This is a genomic window from Paraburkholderia sp. BR13444 (genome assembly GCF_040948755.1).
GTDB lineage: Bacteria > Pseudomonadota > Gammaproteobacteria > Burkholderiales > Burkholderiaceae > Paraburkholderia > Paraburkholderia youngii.
Genome location: NZ_JBFPKM010000012.1, coordinates 48,831 through 62,066, shown reverse-complemented (window position 1 = coordinate 62,066; position 13,236 = coordinate 48,831). Strand labels below are relative to the sequence as shown.

Here is a 13,236-nt window from a genome sequence, read left to right as displayed (position 1 = left end):
TGGGTCAGTGGGCTGCCGTGGAATCCGTGGGCACTTGCGCCGGACCGAATTCGGGCGCGCTGGCGATGCGCGCCATAGGGAAGACGTCGTGCAGCGCACCGTCGCGTACAGCGTCGGCCCGGGCGCGCGCTTCCATCACGAAGCCGAGCTTCTGGTACAGCGCGATCGCCGGGGCATTGTCCGCGAATACGCTGAGCTCGATGCGGCGCAGGCCGGGCGCATTGTCGGCGGCTTCGAGTAGCGCACCGAGTAGCAGCGAGCCCACGCCGCAGCCGTGATACGCGTCGTGCACCGCGATGCCAAGCGAAGCGCTGTGCGCGCGCCGCCCCGTGTGCACCATGAGTCCAGCCTGTCCGATCAAACGCCCTTCACATTCGGCGAGGACTATCATCGAATTCGCTGCGAGATTCTCCAGCCAGTCGCGCAGCGATGCGGCGGTGCGATAACCGTGCGAAAGAATGCCGGGCCGCACACCAGGCAGGTTCATGAGCGCGGCGATCGCCTCGCAATCATCGAGTTCGGCAGCGCGTAGACGCACCGTCTTCGCGAACGCGACGTGGGCCGCCACGGCTTCACCATGGTGATTCATCGAGCGTCACTCCGTAATGTGAGGCAGTGGCGCGCTCAGGCGCCCCAACAGATATGCATCGACAAGGACGCCCTGGCGCAGCATATAGCCACGCAGCCGCCCTTCGATCTCGAAGCCGGACTTGCGATACAGCTGCACTTCCGTAATGCGTGACCACCTGGCCAGCGCGCCGCGCTACAACACAAGCTCGAACGACTTCACCAGCGCGCCTGGCAGTTGCATGCCGCCGGCCGCGCGTTGTCCCCACGTAGAGTCCGAGAGCAGCAGTTCCGTACGTGCGCCCAGCGCTTCGAGACGTTCGCCAAAGAGGCCATAGAGGCTGTCGTCGAAGCGCATCGCGTCGACGGGCGCAACGATCTCGCCGTCCTCCACCCAGAAGGTCGCGAAGCGCGTCATGCCGGTCAGTCGACAATTCATGCGATCCGAGAAGTTCACGTACCACAGGTTGCCGACATAAAGTCCGGTACCGAGGCGTGCGAGCACGTCGTCCTCGACGAGGTCGCCGCCGGCCATCGCAAGCGAGGTGGGCAGTTCCTCCGGCAGTGCGCCGTTCGGTTCGAGCCCGCACTCGCGCGCAGAACGCGCGCTCGTTAGCTGGCCAACGCTGCGACCCGCGTCTATCAGTGGCACGCTCTTGCGTAGATAGCCGTCGTCGTTGAAACCGGGTGCGATGCCAAGTTCAAGCGATTCCGCCAGCGCCACGCGCGCGTCGAACGCGCACGCGCCGGTGTGGAGCTTGTAGAGTGGACTCATCGAGTTCGCCTGGGCACGCGCCGAAAAGCCATTCGAGGCCATCGATTCGACCAGCTCCGAAAGCGCCGCCGGTGCGAGCCAGGCGCGATAGCCGCCCGGCGTGAGCACGCGCGGCGTACGCAGCAACACGGGCAAGCGCGCCGCCGCCTCGCTCACCTTGCCCGCGAACACGACGTCGTCCCACGCGTCGCCCGCGTAGGTCGTCTTAATCGCGCGCCCGTTGGGCTGATAGAGGGACCAGCTGAAATTGAAATTCTCCACTTCGTACCAGCCGCGGCTACCCGAGGTCGAGGCGAAGCCGCGCAAGACCGTGCCGCCCGCGTAGAAGCCCACGAAATCGAGACCCTGCGCACACTGCGCGACGAGTTCGACGAGCGCTTGCGGCTCCGGCAGCCTGCCGCTTCGGTGCGTGCTGCGCGACCACGCCGTGCTATCGAACAGCACATGGGGATCGTCGGGCGCATCCAGCAGACTTTCGCGCAGCGCCGCGAGCGCTTTGTCCACATCACGCGCGTCGGCGTGGGTGTCGCCGCTCAGGTCGAGCGTGAAATACGCCTGACGCGCACCGTTCACGAGCCGCAGTGTCAATCGCCCCTGCTCCACCCGACCGCTTTGCCGCACCTTGCCCGCGTTGAAGCGGATGAAATCCGACTGCTCGCCCGCAAACGAACTAAGCACGGTCTCGCCGGGTCGGCGCAGGCGCTCAATCGCGCCGGCGAGCATCATGAAGCGCGCGTGCCAGTCGATCGCATCGACGCCGCGCGGGAAAAGCATCTCGGTCATCACGCGCCTCCGAATACTTCGACGTTCGAAAACACACATGCGGGCGATGCATGTCCCACGCGGATCACCTGCGCGGGTTCGCCCTTGCCGCACATCGGCGTGCCGTAGATTTCGCGCGTGGATGCATCGCCAACCGCGGCGAGGCTGCGCCAGAAGCTCGAAGAAACGCCGCGATAGTTCGGACGCTTGACGACCTGCGTGAGCTTGCCGTTCTCTATCAGCTGGCCGAATTCGCAGCCGAACTGGAACTTGTTGCGATGATCGTCGATGGACCAGGACGTGTTGGTTTTCATAAGGATGCCATGCTCGATGCCCGCGATCAGCACGTCGAGCGACGATTCACCGGGTTCAATGTTGAGGTTCGCCATGCGGTCGATGGGCGGCCGGTTCCAGTTGGATGCGCGCGAGTTCGCCACGCCAGGCAGTCCCGCCCGCTGCTGTGACAGCGCGCCGCCGAGCGGCCGTTCGAGCACGCCGGCACGAATCAGATATTGGCGACTGGCTGCGCTGCCGTCGTCGTCAAACGCGTAGGCGGCGGCCTCCTCGCGCACCTCCGGGTCGAAGGTCACGTTTAGCAATTCCGAGCCGTACTGGTAGTGGCCGAACATCTCCGGCTTCACGAAGCTCCAGCCCGCGAAATTACGCTCGTCGCCGAGAATGCGGTCGAGTTCGAGTGGATGGCCAATCGATTCGTGAATTTGCAGCATCATCTGGTCGGGCATCAGCAGCAGGTCGCGGCGGCCGCTGGGACAGTTCGGCGCGGCCAGCAGTTGCAGCGCCTCGTCGGCCACGCGCGCGCCCGCGCCGTCAAAGCCGTAGCGCGCGAGGATTTCCATGCCGCCCTGCGCGAGCGTCCCATAGTGGCCCGCGAGCGTTCGCTCCTGGGTGTCGCCGTCGCCGTGCGCGACTGCGGAAAGGCTCGGCATGAGAAAGCGCAACTGTTGATCGATGCGCACGCCATCGCTCGTCACGTAAAGCTGATCGCAGTGCGTCACTTGCATGCCGGCCACGCGCTCGACGATGCGCTCGCCCAGATTTGCAGCCGCGCATTCGTGCGCGAGCCGTTCAAGCCATTCGCGCCGCGACGGCAGAGCGCCCTGTGCATTCGGCGACACATAGCTGCCGCTTTGCGTCGGCCGCGCAATCTCGCGATGGTCGATGAGCGTGTGTGCCGCGCTCGCCTGCGCACGTGCGGTGGCGATGTCGAGCGCGCGTTGCAGGCCGCTTGCCGAAAGATCCGCGGTCGCCGCATAGCCCGCGCCGGCACCGGCCCACGCCGTCACCATCGCGCCGCGCTCGCGTGCGGTGGAAATCGGCAAGGCCACGTCGTTGCGCACGACGTGCTCGTCCTTGCGTTCGTCCACGAATCGCACCGACCAGAAATCGGCATCGCTGCGCAATGCGCGCGCGGCCGATGTCCAGAGTTCTTCGATCATGCAATGTTCTCCTTGAGCGCTGCGGCGTTCTGCAGAATCGACGCCGCGAGCAACGACTGAGTATAGGGATGCGAAGGTGTGTCGAACACGTCGAGCGTGTGGCCGGTCTCCACGATCCGCCCCGATTTCATGACGACCACGCGGTGCGCCATTGCGCGGATGACGGCCAGATCATGCGTGATGAAAAGGTAGCTGAGCCCATACTTCTTCTGTAAACGCGTCAACAGGCCGAGCACCTGCTGCTGCACCGATACGTCGAGCGCACTCGTCGGCTCGTCCAGCACGATCAGTTCGGGCTCTACGGCAAGCGCGCGGGCAATCGCGATCCGTTGTCTCTGACCGCCCGAGAATTCGTGCGGATAACGCAGCAGCACCTCGGCGGACAAACCGACCTCCTGGAGCAGCTCGACGATACGCGCCCTGCGTTCAGGCGCATCGAGCTGGGGACGATGAATCCGCAACCCCTCGCCGACGATCTGCTCGATCGTCATGCGCGGCGAAAGCGAGCCGAACGGATCCTGGAACACGATCTGCATGCGCGCACACAGCGCACGCCAGGCCTTGCTGGACGATCGATATTCGCGCAGCGGCTTGCCGGCCACCTTGACGTCGCCGACCGTGGCCCGCTGCAAGCCGAGCACCGTCGAGGCGAGCGTCGACTTGCCGGAGCCGGATTCCCCGACGATGCCGAGCGTCTCGCCGCGGCGCAGCGTGAGGTCGACTTCGTGCAGCGCGCGGAACGCCGTCCTGCCGAGCAACGAGCGCCAGCCTTTCGCGTTCGTTCGATAGTCGACCGCGAGCCCCTCGATCGACAGCACGTTCTGCGCATCGTCAGGCACGCTCTCGATTGCGCGGCGCGGCTCACTGTCGAGCAATCGCTTCGTATACGGATGCTGCGGATTCGCGAACAGCGCCTCCGTCGTATTCGTTTCGACGAGCACGCCCTTCTCCATGACGGCGACGCGCTGCGCGAACCGCCGCACCAGATTCAGATCATGCGTGATCAACAGCACGGCCATGCCGCGCTCTTGCGCCTCCTGCTCCTGCAAGCCGATCAGCAGGTCGACGATTTGTTGGCGCACGGTCACGTCTAGCGCCGTGGTCGGCTCGTCGGCCAGCAGCAGGCGCGGACGGCACGCGAGCGCCATCGCGATCATCGCGCGCTGGCGCTGGCCCCCCGAGAGCTGGTGCGGGTAGCTGTCGATGCGGCGTTCGGGCTCGGGAATGCCCGTCCGGCGCAGCAACTCGATGCCGCGCTCGCGCGCCGCGTTCGGGCGCAGCCCCTCGTGCAGCCGCAGGCTCTCCGCGATCTGCTGGCCCACCGTATAGAGCGGATTGAGCGCCGTCATCGGCTCCTGAAACACCATCGCGATATCGGCGCCGCGTACACCGCGCATCTGCTGTTCGCTCTTCGTCAGCAGGTCCTCTCCATCGAAGACGATGCGGCCCGTGTGCGTCGCATCGCGCACGAGGCGCAGCACCGACAGCGCCGTCACGCTCTTGCCCGAGCCCGATTCGCCGACGAGCGCGACACGCTCGCCACGGCCGATCGCGAGGTTGACGTCGAACACGCATTGCCTGTCGCCGAACGAGACGCAGAAATCTTCGATGCTGAGCAGCGGTTTGCAGTTTTCGCTCATTGGCCACCTCCGAACGCCGAGCCGCGGTTGCGCGTATCGAGCGCGTTGCGTAGCGCGTCGCCCATGAACGTCAGGAGCAGCAGCGTGGCGACGAGCGCGGAGAACACCGATACCGAGATCCACCAGGCGTCCAGATTGTTCTTGCCCTCCTGCAACAGCTCGCCGAGGCTCGGCGTGGGCGGCGGAACGCCGAGCCCGAGAAAGTCCAGGCTCGTCAATGAAAGGATCGCCGCGCTCATGCGAAACGGCAGGAACGTGATGACCGGTGTCAGGCTGTTCGGCAATATGTGACGCCAGATGATCTGCCAGTTCGAGAGTCCCATCGTGCGCGCGGCCTTCACATAGTCGAGCGCGCGGTTGCGCAGGAATTCCGCGCGCACGTAGTCGGACAATAGCAGCCAGCCGAACATCGACAGCAGGATGAACAGCAGCCAAAGCGTCGGCTCGAAGATCGAGGCGAAGATGATGAGCAGATAGAGGTCCGGCATCGACGACCAGATCTCGATCAGGCGCTGGCCGATGAGGTCGGTCCGTCCACCGTAGAAGCCCTGCAGCGCACCCGTCAAGACGCCAAACAACACGCCTGACAAGGTCAGCGCGATCGCCATCAGCACCGACACGCGAAAGCCGTAGAGCAGCCGCGCGAGCACGTCACGCCCGAACTGATCGGTTCCGAGCCAGTTCGCGGCGTTCGGCGGGGCCGGGAACGGCCGCTCGGCGAAATAGTCGATCGTGTCGTAATAGTTGTGGTTCGGCGCATAGACCGCGAAATTCCCGTTTGCCTCCAGGCGGGAGCCGATATACGGATCGAGATAGTTCGTCTTCGCGGGGAAATCACCGCCGAACTGCGTCTCCGGATACTCCTTCAGGATCGGGAAGTAGTAGTGCCCGTCGTAGCGCACGACGAGCGGCTTGTCGTTGGCGAGCAGTTCGCCGGCAAGGCTGACGACAAACAGCGCGACGAATATGATCAGGCTCCAGTAGCCGAGCTTCTGGCTCTTGAAGCGCAGCCACGTGCGTCGCCACGGCGAGACCGGCGCGGCCGGCGCCACGGGCGCCTCAGCGGTCCACGCTGTCGAATTGGATGCGGGGGTCGACGATGACATAGCAGACATCAGCAATGAGTTTGGTTAAAAGGCCGATCAGGGTGAAAAGAAACAGCGAGCCGAGCACCACGGGGTAGTCACGGCGAATCACCGAGTCGTAAGACAGCTGCCCCATGCCGTCGAGCGAGAACAGCGTCTCGATCAGCAGGTTGCCGTTCAGGAACGCGCCGACGAACGAAGCGGGCAGGCCCGTCAACAGCGGAATGGCGGCGTTGCGCAGCACGTGCTTCCACAACACGTCGCGCTCGGGCGCGCCTTTGGCGCGCGCCGTCAGCACGTATTGCCGGCCGATCTCTTCGAGAAATGTGTTCTTCGTCAGTATCGTCACGATCGCGAAGTTGCCGACCACGGACGCCGTCACGGGCAGCACCATGTGCCAGACGTAATCGAGCACCTTGCCCACGGCGGACAGATCGGCGAAGTCGTCGGATGTGAGTCCGCGCATCGGAAAGAGCTGCCAGAACGTGCCGCCGCCGAACAGCATCAGCAACAGCACGCCGAGCACGAATCCGGGAATCGCGTAGCCGACGAGGACGAGTACGCTCGTCACCGCATCGAAGCGCGAGCCGTTGCGCACGGCTTTGGCGATGCCGAGCGGCACGGCCACCGCGTAAGTCAGCATCACGGTCCAGAGCCCGAGCGAAATGGAGACTGGCAACTTGCTGCGGATGACCTCCCACACGCTCTTGTGCTGGAAGTACGACTGGCCGAGATCGAACGTCGCGTAACTCTTCAACATCAGCAGGTAACGCGTGTGCGCCGGCTTGTCGAAACCGAATTGCTTCTTGATCTGCTCGATCTGCTGCGGGTCGAGGCCCTGGTTGCCGTGATAGCCGCTGCCGCCGCCACCGCCGTCCGCACCCTGGCGCGACTGGCCGTGACGAAGCTGGGTCACCATCTGCTCCACCGGCCCGCCCGGCACGAACTGGGTCACGACGAAAGTCAGCGTGACGACACCGATGATCGTCGGCACCATCAACAGAAGACGTCTGAGAATGTAGGCGAACATGACGCTCCTCAATGCACTGCGGCGGTTGTCTGCGCCTGCGGTTTGCGATACCAGTAATTGATGACCCAGTCCTCGTACTGATACGTGATCGGTGTCACCTTCGGGAACCCGATGGTCGACTTGTAGCCGATCCGCGCGTTCGGCGGGTAGTAGTGCGGCACGAGGTAGTACTCGTTGATCAGTACGCGATCGAGCGCGCGCGTGGCCGTCTCAAGGTCATCGAGCGTGTCGGCAGAGATGGCTGCGTGCACGAGCGTATCCACGGCCTTCGAGCGAATGCCCATGTAGTTTTCCGAACCGACCTGTGATGCAGCAGGGCTCGTGAAACGGCGTATCAGCTCCGGCCCCGGGATCGTGACGGGCGGATAAACGTACGTCGTCATGTCGTACTCGAAGTTGTCGAGTCGCTTCTGATAAAGCGCACTGTCGAGTTCGCGGAAGTAAGCGTGAATGCCCAACGTCTGCAGCGCCTGCGTGTAGGGGATGATGAGGCGGTCCATGCCCGGCTGGTTATCGATGATCTCGATCGTCATCGGCTTGCCGCTCGGATCGCGCAATGCGCCGTCGCGGTAGTGCCAGCCCGCGTCGGCGAGCAGGTCGCGCGCCTGCCGCAGGTTCTGCCGTAGCGAGCCGGGCGGCAGCGTGTTCGGCAGCTTGACCATCGGGCCGAACACCTCAGGAGGCAACGATGCGCGGAACGGCTCGAGCAGCTTCACCTCTTTCTCGCTGGGCATGCCGGTCGCACCGAACGGGCTGTCCTCCCAGAAGCTGTTCAGCCTGCGATACTGCCCGTAGAACATCATCCGGTTCATCCACTCGTAGTCGAATGCAAGCGCAAGCGCATGGCGAACCCGCCGGTCCTGGAATTGGGGCTTGCGTGTGTTGATGATGAAGCCCTGCATTTGCGCGGGGCCCTCTTCAAATTCGCCCTTGTGAAGGAACCCCGACTTGAAGTTCTTGCCGACATATTTGCGCGCCCACTGGGTCGCACTGTATTCGACGCGCACATCCTCGTTGCCAGCCTTGAACGATTCGAGCATCGTGTACTGGTCGACATAGAGCTTGAACGTCACGCGCTCGAAGCGGAACATCCCACGCCGCGCCGGCAGATTTGCGGCCCAATAGTTCGGGTTGCGGCGATAGGTGATCTGCTTGTCGTTCTTACGCGACTCGATCAGATAAGCGCCGCTCGCAATAGGCGGATCGACGGACAGTTGATCGAACGGCAGGCGCTTGCCATCCCGTTGCATGCCCCACTTCGGCGAAAACACCGGCAGATCACCGGCGATCAACGGATTGGCTCTCGAGTTGTCGGCGAAGTCGAAGCGCACGGTTTGACGGTCGACCACCGTCGCTCGCTTGATCTGCACGAACTGCGACGAAATCAACGGGGACGCCTGCGCGCTCTTGAGCGTATCGAACGAGGATTTGACGTCCTGTGCGGTGATCGGATCGCCGTTCGAGAATCGCGCCGCCGGATTGATGTGGAACGTCGCCGAGCGTTGGTCGGGCGCGAGCACCACATCGTCCGCGATCAGCGGATATTCGGAAGCCGGTTCGTCCCAGCTGCGTTGCATCAGCGTATCGAACATCAGGTTACGGATATCCGGCGCGGGCATTCCTCGAACGATGAACGGATTCGTCGAATCGTAGCTCTGGTTGTCGTTGTAGTTCTGAAAAGTCAATTCGCCGGTAGTCGGCGCGTCGGGATTCGCGTAATCGAAATGCGTGAAATCCGCTGGGTATTTCGGTTCGCCGAATTGCGCAATCGCCGGTTTGGCGTCGGCCGGCAACGCGATGGTCGCGCCGGTCGTCGCGACCATCGCGGCGATCAGGGGCGTGATCATCGTCGCAAGCGGCGCGCGCCGGCCCAACGAGGGGAACGTCAGAAGTTTCATTGTCACTGTGCGTGTGCGCACGCCGGACGGAAGCCGGCGTGACATTGATCGGATCGGAGCGCAAGGCCGGGCGCGAGCCCGGCCGATGGGCCTACTTCGACGCCATCAGCGTCCACAGCCGGCCAAGGTCGGCGGATCCGTCCGTGCCCTTGACCACCCGGAACGCCTGAATCGCACGCGGCTTCTGTCCCGCCACGTAGTAGGCAATGCCTAGATGCAGTTGCGCCTGATCGGGATGGTCGAGGCCGCCCTTCGCGATCGCCGACTCCATCATCGCGAGCCCGTCCTTCGCGTGGCCAGCGAACACGAGGTTGAACCCCTGGTCGACCGGCGCGACGGGATTCTCCCCATCGCTGCCCGCCTGCGCGCGCTTCGCCGCGAGCGCCTGCAGGCGCTTTTCGCGCTCCGCCTGCGCATCTTTGCCGAGCACGCCCGAGGCGAAGCCCTGATCGATGATCTGTTTCGCTTCGGCCGGCGTACCCGCGACGAGGGAAAGCTGCGTCATCTCCATGTAGTCGTCCACCGAGCCGAACGCACCGTTGGCACGCCGCAAGCGGTACACGTCGACGTCGAGCTTCGGCGAGAAGCCCGGCTTCGCGCGAATCGCCGAGAACAGGTTGTCCCAGTACGCCTGCCTCGGGTGGTAGGCGACCAGCGCTTCAAGTGCGGTGCGATAGGTCGCGTCGTCCTTGCCGCGTTGCGCGCATGTACTCAATAGCTGCAATTGCGACTCATCGGGTGCGTGGTTGGCGCGCACTTGCGCGTCGATCGCCGGCTTCAGTGCACCGATCACGCTCGCGCAGTCGTTTGACAGGTAGTACGACTGCACGAGCAGCTCCTTCATCTGCGGATCCCTGCCTCCCGCCTTCTCGTAACGCTGCGCGGTCGCGATCGCTCGCGCATAGTCGTGCTGCCGGAAGTAGATGCCTGCCAGCGTCTCGCTCACGCGCTGCTCGTCGTCGCCCTTCAACTGCCCGGTGCCGAGCAGCGTCTGATACGCCTGGGCGGCCAACGCCTCGTCGCCGTCCGCCATCAACGTCGCGCCGCGCATTTCCTCGACCATGTAGATCTCGTACGGCGTCTTGTTCGGCACCGCCGCGGCTTGCGCGATCCTGGCCAGCGCGTCCTTGTACTTGTGCGCCCGATAGAGATCCTGGGCCGCGCTGAGTGGCTTGCCGACATCGGGACGCAGTGTGTCGGCCGCGGCCGGCAGCGCTGCCGCGGCGAAGACCACGCCGACGACGGCCGCCGACAACGCCTGTTTGAGCCGTCGATTCACTATTCTCATCACAGCATCCTTATTGCATGTACTGCTCGTTACCGATGAGCCCAATCTTCGTGGCGCCAACGCGCTGCGCCGACGCCATGACGGCTGCCACATCCTTGTAAGGCGCGAGCTTGTTCGGCCGCAGATGAATCTCGGCCTGCACGGGCTCGGCCGCGACGTGCGCAAGCTTTGCCTCGAGTGCCGCCCGGTCCGGCACCAGCGTGCCGTTCCAGGTCGTCGTGCCGTCGAAATCGATGTCGATCTGCACGATTTCAGGCTGCGTGAGCGGCGGCGGCGGATTGCCGACCGGCAGATTCATCTTCACCGCATGCATCTGAATCGGGATCGTGATGATCAGCATGATCAACAACACCAGCATCACGTCGATGAGCGGCGTGGTGTTGATGTCCACCATCACTTCCGGATCTCCGCCACCGCCGCCCGAAGGAACGTTCATTCCCATCTTCGCCTCCTAGCCGCCGCGCGCGGGCGGCTCAGTGATAAATGACACTTTCGCGATGCCGGCGCGTTCACAGCTCGTGATCACGCGGCCGATGAACTCGTAGCGCGTGTTCTGGTCGCCGCGCACGTGGACCTCGGACTGCGGCTGCATTATCGAGACGTCCTTCAGCCGCGACAGCAACGTCGCACTATCAACGTGCTTCTCGTTCCAGAAGAAGTCGCCGTCGCGATTGACCGCGATCTCGATGCTCGTCGGTGTCGTCTGTAGCGGCTGGATCGTCTCTTTCGGCAACTGCACCGGCACCGTATGCGTGACGACCGGGATCGTGATCAGGAAGATGATCAGCAACACCAGCATCACGTCGACGAGCGGCGTCGTATTGATAGCGGCAATAACGTCGTCGCTATCTTCGTTTTGCCCCACGCTCATGGCCATGGTGGACCTCGTTCAGGCTTCAGACTGCCGGTTATGGGGCGGTCGCGGCGGAACGCACCGCGACAGGACGGGCGGGACGCTTGCTGCCGGCGAGCAGCACGGCATGGAGTTGAGCGCCGAAGGCACGGACGCGCTCCATCACCGACTTGTTGCGGCGAACGAGGAAGTTGTAGCCGAGCACAGCCGGCACCGCGACGCCAAGACCGATGGCCGTCATGATCAGCGCTTCGCCGACGGGGCCCGCCACCTTGTCGATCGAGGCCTGGCCCGCGATGCCGATCGCGGTCAGCGCGTGATAGATACCCCAGACGGTGCCGAACAGACCGATGAACGGGGCCGTCGAGCCGACTGTCGCGAGGAACGCGAGACCGTCTTGCATACGGTTCGACACGTTCGTGATCGCACGGTCGACCGAGACGTCGATCCACGTGTTGCGATCGACGGCTTCGAGCAGCGCCTCGTCGTGATGTTGCCCTGCTTCGATGGCCGTCTCGGCGATGAAGCGGAACGGCGATGACTCGTCGAGCTGCTGCGCGCCTTCGGTGAGCGACGGCGCGCTCCACAATTGCTCGTCGGCATGCTTCGCGCGGCGGTTGGCGCGGAACTGCTCGAAGAACTTCGTGACCATGATGTACCAGCTGCCCATCGACATGATTACGAGCAGAAGCAGCACGAAGCGCGCGACGAAGTCGCCGTTCTTCCACAGCGCGCCGAGACCGTAGGGGTTCTCGACGGATTGCGTTGCCGCCGGGGCGGGCGGCGGCGCCGGCTCGTCGGCTGCGGTGGCGGACGCGTTCATCTGCGGTGCTGCTACGGCGGGCGCGGCGGAGGCGGCCACGCTTGCTTGAGCATGCGCGAGTTGCGGTGCGACGAGGGTATTCACCGCGGCGGCAGCGATCAGGAGGCTGGTTGCCAGGGTGGCGACGGAACGCTTATTCATGTTGAGCTCCAGTTCAAACGTTGAACTTAAGAAATCGGGTTAAACCGTCGGTGCAGGCTTTCGTGCCTGCACCGCGGGCGCAGCATGCGCGGTTTGTTATCTGTCGAGTCAATTGAGGTTGAACGAGAAAGGCACCTGCACGCGCACGGCCTGGCCCTGCGCGATGCAGTTGAACCGCTTGACGGCCTTGTATGCCGCTTCGTCCAGACTGTCGTGATCCGACGACTTGGCCACACGAACGTTGCCGAGATGTCCTTCCGGATCGACGGTAAATTCGATCAACACTTCGCCGGTATCGCCGTTCTCCTGCGCTTCCTTCGGATAGGCGATCGAGCTGCGGATCTGATCGGAATTCGGGCAGACGACACCGACTTCCGTGCGCACGGGCGCAGCAGCCTTGACGGGCGGCGCAGGCGGTGCGGGTGGTGCCGTCACGGGCGCGGACTGCACCGGCGTGGCCGTGTGCGCGATGGTCGGCTGCGGCGGCGCTTGCACCGGCACTTCGGGCGGCGGCACGAAGGGGGGCGGTGGCGGCGCAAACTTGGGTGGCGGCAGCTTCACTTCGGGCAGAGGTGGCGGAGGCGGCGGCTTGACCGGCTCGATGATCTTCGTTTCGATGGGATGCTGAATGACTTGCACGACCTTGGTCGCGAGGCCGTTGAGCAGCGCATAGACCAGCACGATGTGCAGGACGATGACGACTGCGATGCCGCCGAAGCGGCGAACCGGATTTTGCTGCTTGCGCCCGAATTCGCGCGGGCGGCCGGGTCTCGCGACCCCGCCCGCGTCCACGGCTGATGTCGCAGTCATGCTTGCTTCTACTTTCATACCTTCGATCCTCGCAGCGTGATTCACCTGTTCCGTAGTCGCGGCGCTGGTCGCGCCACGAACCGCGAACGAGGCTGTTCACAAGGGAT

Annotated in this window: 12 protein-coding genes; all 12 read right to left on the bottom strand. The window is 64.1% G+C overall.

Annotation, left to right across the window (positions count from 1 at the left end; translation table 11 throughout):
* Positions 1–4: 4 nt before the first annotated feature.
* The 12 genes from AB3X95_RS28410 to AB3X95_RS28355 all read right to left on the bottom strand — a co-directional run bounded on the left by AB3X95_RS28410 (position 5) and on the right by AB3X95_RS28355 (position 13,147).
* On the bottom strand, positions 5–589 hold the full coding sequence (locus AB3X95_RS28410) for a GNAT family N-acetyltransferase (protein ID WP_184228917.1): 585 nt from the start codon (positions 587–589) through the stop codon (positions 5–7).
* A gap of 174 nt (positions 590–763) precedes the next feature.
* Positions 764–2,125, bottom strand: coding sequence for a TldD/PmbA family protein (locus AB3X95_RS28405; protein ID WP_176126183.1), 1,362 nt, complete (start codon positions 2,123–2,125; stop codon positions 764–766).
* A complete protein-coding gene (locus AB3X95_RS28400; protein WP_368623148.1) occupies positions 2,125–3,561 on the bottom strand; it encodes a TldD/PmbA family protein in 1,437 nt (478 codons plus the stop codon). The genes AB3X95_RS28405 and AB3X95_RS28400 overlap by 1 nt, the downstream gene beginning before the upstream one ends.
* Complete coding sequence (locus AB3X95_RS28395) at positions 3,558–5,201, bottom strand: ABC transporter ATP-binding protein (RefSeq protein ID WP_184228918.1); 1,644 nt, start codon at positions 5,199–5,201, stop codon at positions 3,558–3,560. Before AB3X95_RS28395 ends, AB3X95_RS28400 begins: the two co-directional genes overlap by 4 nt.
* Positions 5,198–6,307, bottom strand: coding sequence for an ABC transporter permease (locus AB3X95_RS28390; protein WP_368623147.1), 1,110 nt, complete (start codon positions 6,305–6,307; stop codon positions 5,198–5,200). The genes AB3X95_RS28395 and AB3X95_RS28390 overlap by 4 nt, the downstream gene beginning before the upstream one ends.
* Entirely contained in the window at positions 6,261–7,316 is a 1,056-nt protein-coding gene (locus AB3X95_RS28385; RefSeq protein ID WP_368623146.1) for a microcin C ABC transporter permease YejB, read from the bottom strand. Before AB3X95_RS28385 ends, AB3X95_RS28390 begins: the two co-directional genes overlap by 47 nt.
* Before the next feature lie 8 nt (positions 7,317–7,324).
* Entirely contained in the window at positions 7,325–9,163 is a 1,839-nt protein-coding gene (locus tag AB3X95_RS28380; protein ID WP_368623223.1) for an extracellular solute-binding protein, read from the bottom strand.
* 142 nt (positions 9,164–9,305) lie between these two features.
* The gene (locus AB3X95_RS28375; protein ID WP_176126188.1) at positions 9,306–10,502 is read right to left on the bottom strand and encodes a lipopolysaccharide assembly protein LapB; all 1,197 of its coding nucleotides are present in this window, start codon (positions 10,500–10,502) and stop codon (positions 9,306–9,308) included.
* Positions 10,503–10,512: 10 nt separating this feature from the next.
* Entirely contained in the window at positions 10,513–10,944 is a 432-nt protein-coding gene (locus AB3X95_RS28370; RefSeq protein WP_008917477.1) for a biopolymer transporter ExbD, read from the bottom strand.
* Positions 10,945–10,953: 9 nt separating this feature from the next.
* Positions 10,954–11,379, bottom strand: a complete 426-nt coding sequence (locus AB3X95_RS28365) for an ExbD/TolR family protein (protein WP_368623145.1) — start codon at positions 11,377–11,379, stop codon at positions 10,954–10,956.
* Between the two features lie 31 nt (positions 11,380–11,410).
* Positions 11,411–12,319, bottom strand: a complete 909-nt coding sequence (locus AB3X95_RS28360) for a MotA/TolQ/ExbB proton channel family protein (protein ID WP_368623144.1) — start codon at positions 12,317–12,319, stop codon at positions 11,411–11,413.
* Positions 12,320–12,427: 108 nt separating this feature from the next.
* The gene (locus tag AB3X95_RS28355; RefSeq protein ID WP_008917474.1) at positions 12,428–13,147 is read right to left on the bottom strand and encodes an energy transducer TonB; all 720 of its coding nucleotides are present in this window, start codon (positions 13,145–13,147) and stop codon (positions 12,428–12,430) included.
* Positions 13,148–13,236: the final 89 nt, after the last annotated feature.

Excerpts from the sequence above, each read along its gene's own strand:
- AB3X95_RS28400 (WP_368623148.1), bottom strand. The coding sequence starts at position 3,561 with ATGATCGAAGAACTCTGGACATCGGCCGCGCGCGCATTGCGCAGCGAT.
- AB3X95_RS28355 (WP_008917474.1), bottom strand. The coding sequence starts at position 13,147 with ATGAAAGTAGAAGCAAGCATGACTGCGACATCAGCCGTGGACGCGGGC.
- AB3X95_RS28380 (WP_368623223.1), bottom strand. The coding sequence starts at position 9,163 with ATGATCACGCCCCTGATCGCCGCGATGGTCGCGACGACCGGCGCGACC.
- AB3X95_RS28405 (WP_176126183.1), bottom strand. The coding sequence starts at position 2,125 with ATGACCGAGATGCTTTTCCCGCGCGGCGTCGATGCGATCGACTGGCAC.
- AB3X95_RS28390 (WP_368623147.1), bottom strand. The coding sequence starts at position 6,307 with ATGTCATCGTCGACCCCCGCATCCAATTCGACAGCGTGGACCGCTGAG.
- AB3X95_RS28410 (WP_184228917.1), bottom strand. The coding sequence starts at position 589 with ATGAATCACCATGGTGAAGCCGTGGCGGCCCACGTCGCGTTCGCGAAG.
- AB3X95_RS28375 (WP_176126188.1), bottom strand. The coding sequence starts at position 10,502 with ATGAGAATAGTGAATCGACGGCTCAAACAGGCGTTGTCGGCGGCCGTC.
- AB3X95_RS28395 (WP_184228918.1), bottom strand. The coding sequence starts at position 5,201 with ATGAGCGAAAACTGCAAACCGCTGCTCAGCATCGAAGATTTCTGCGTC.
- AB3X95_RS28360 (WP_368623144.1), bottom strand. The coding sequence starts at position 12,319 with ATGAATAAGCGTTCCGTCGCCACCCTGGCAACCAGCCTCCTGATCGCT.
- AB3X95_RS28385 (WP_368623146.1), bottom strand. The coding sequence starts at position 7,316 with ATGTTCGCCTACATTCTCAGACGTCTTCTGTTGATGGTGCCGACGATC.
- AB3X95_RS28365 (WP_368623145.1), bottom strand. The coding sequence starts at position 11,379 with ATGGCCATGAGCGTGGGGCAAAACGAAGATAGCGACGACGTTATTGCC.
- AB3X95_RS28370 (WP_008917477.1), bottom strand. The coding sequence starts at position 10,944 with ATGGGAATGAACGTTCCTTCGGGCGGCGGTGGCGGAGATCCGGAAGTG.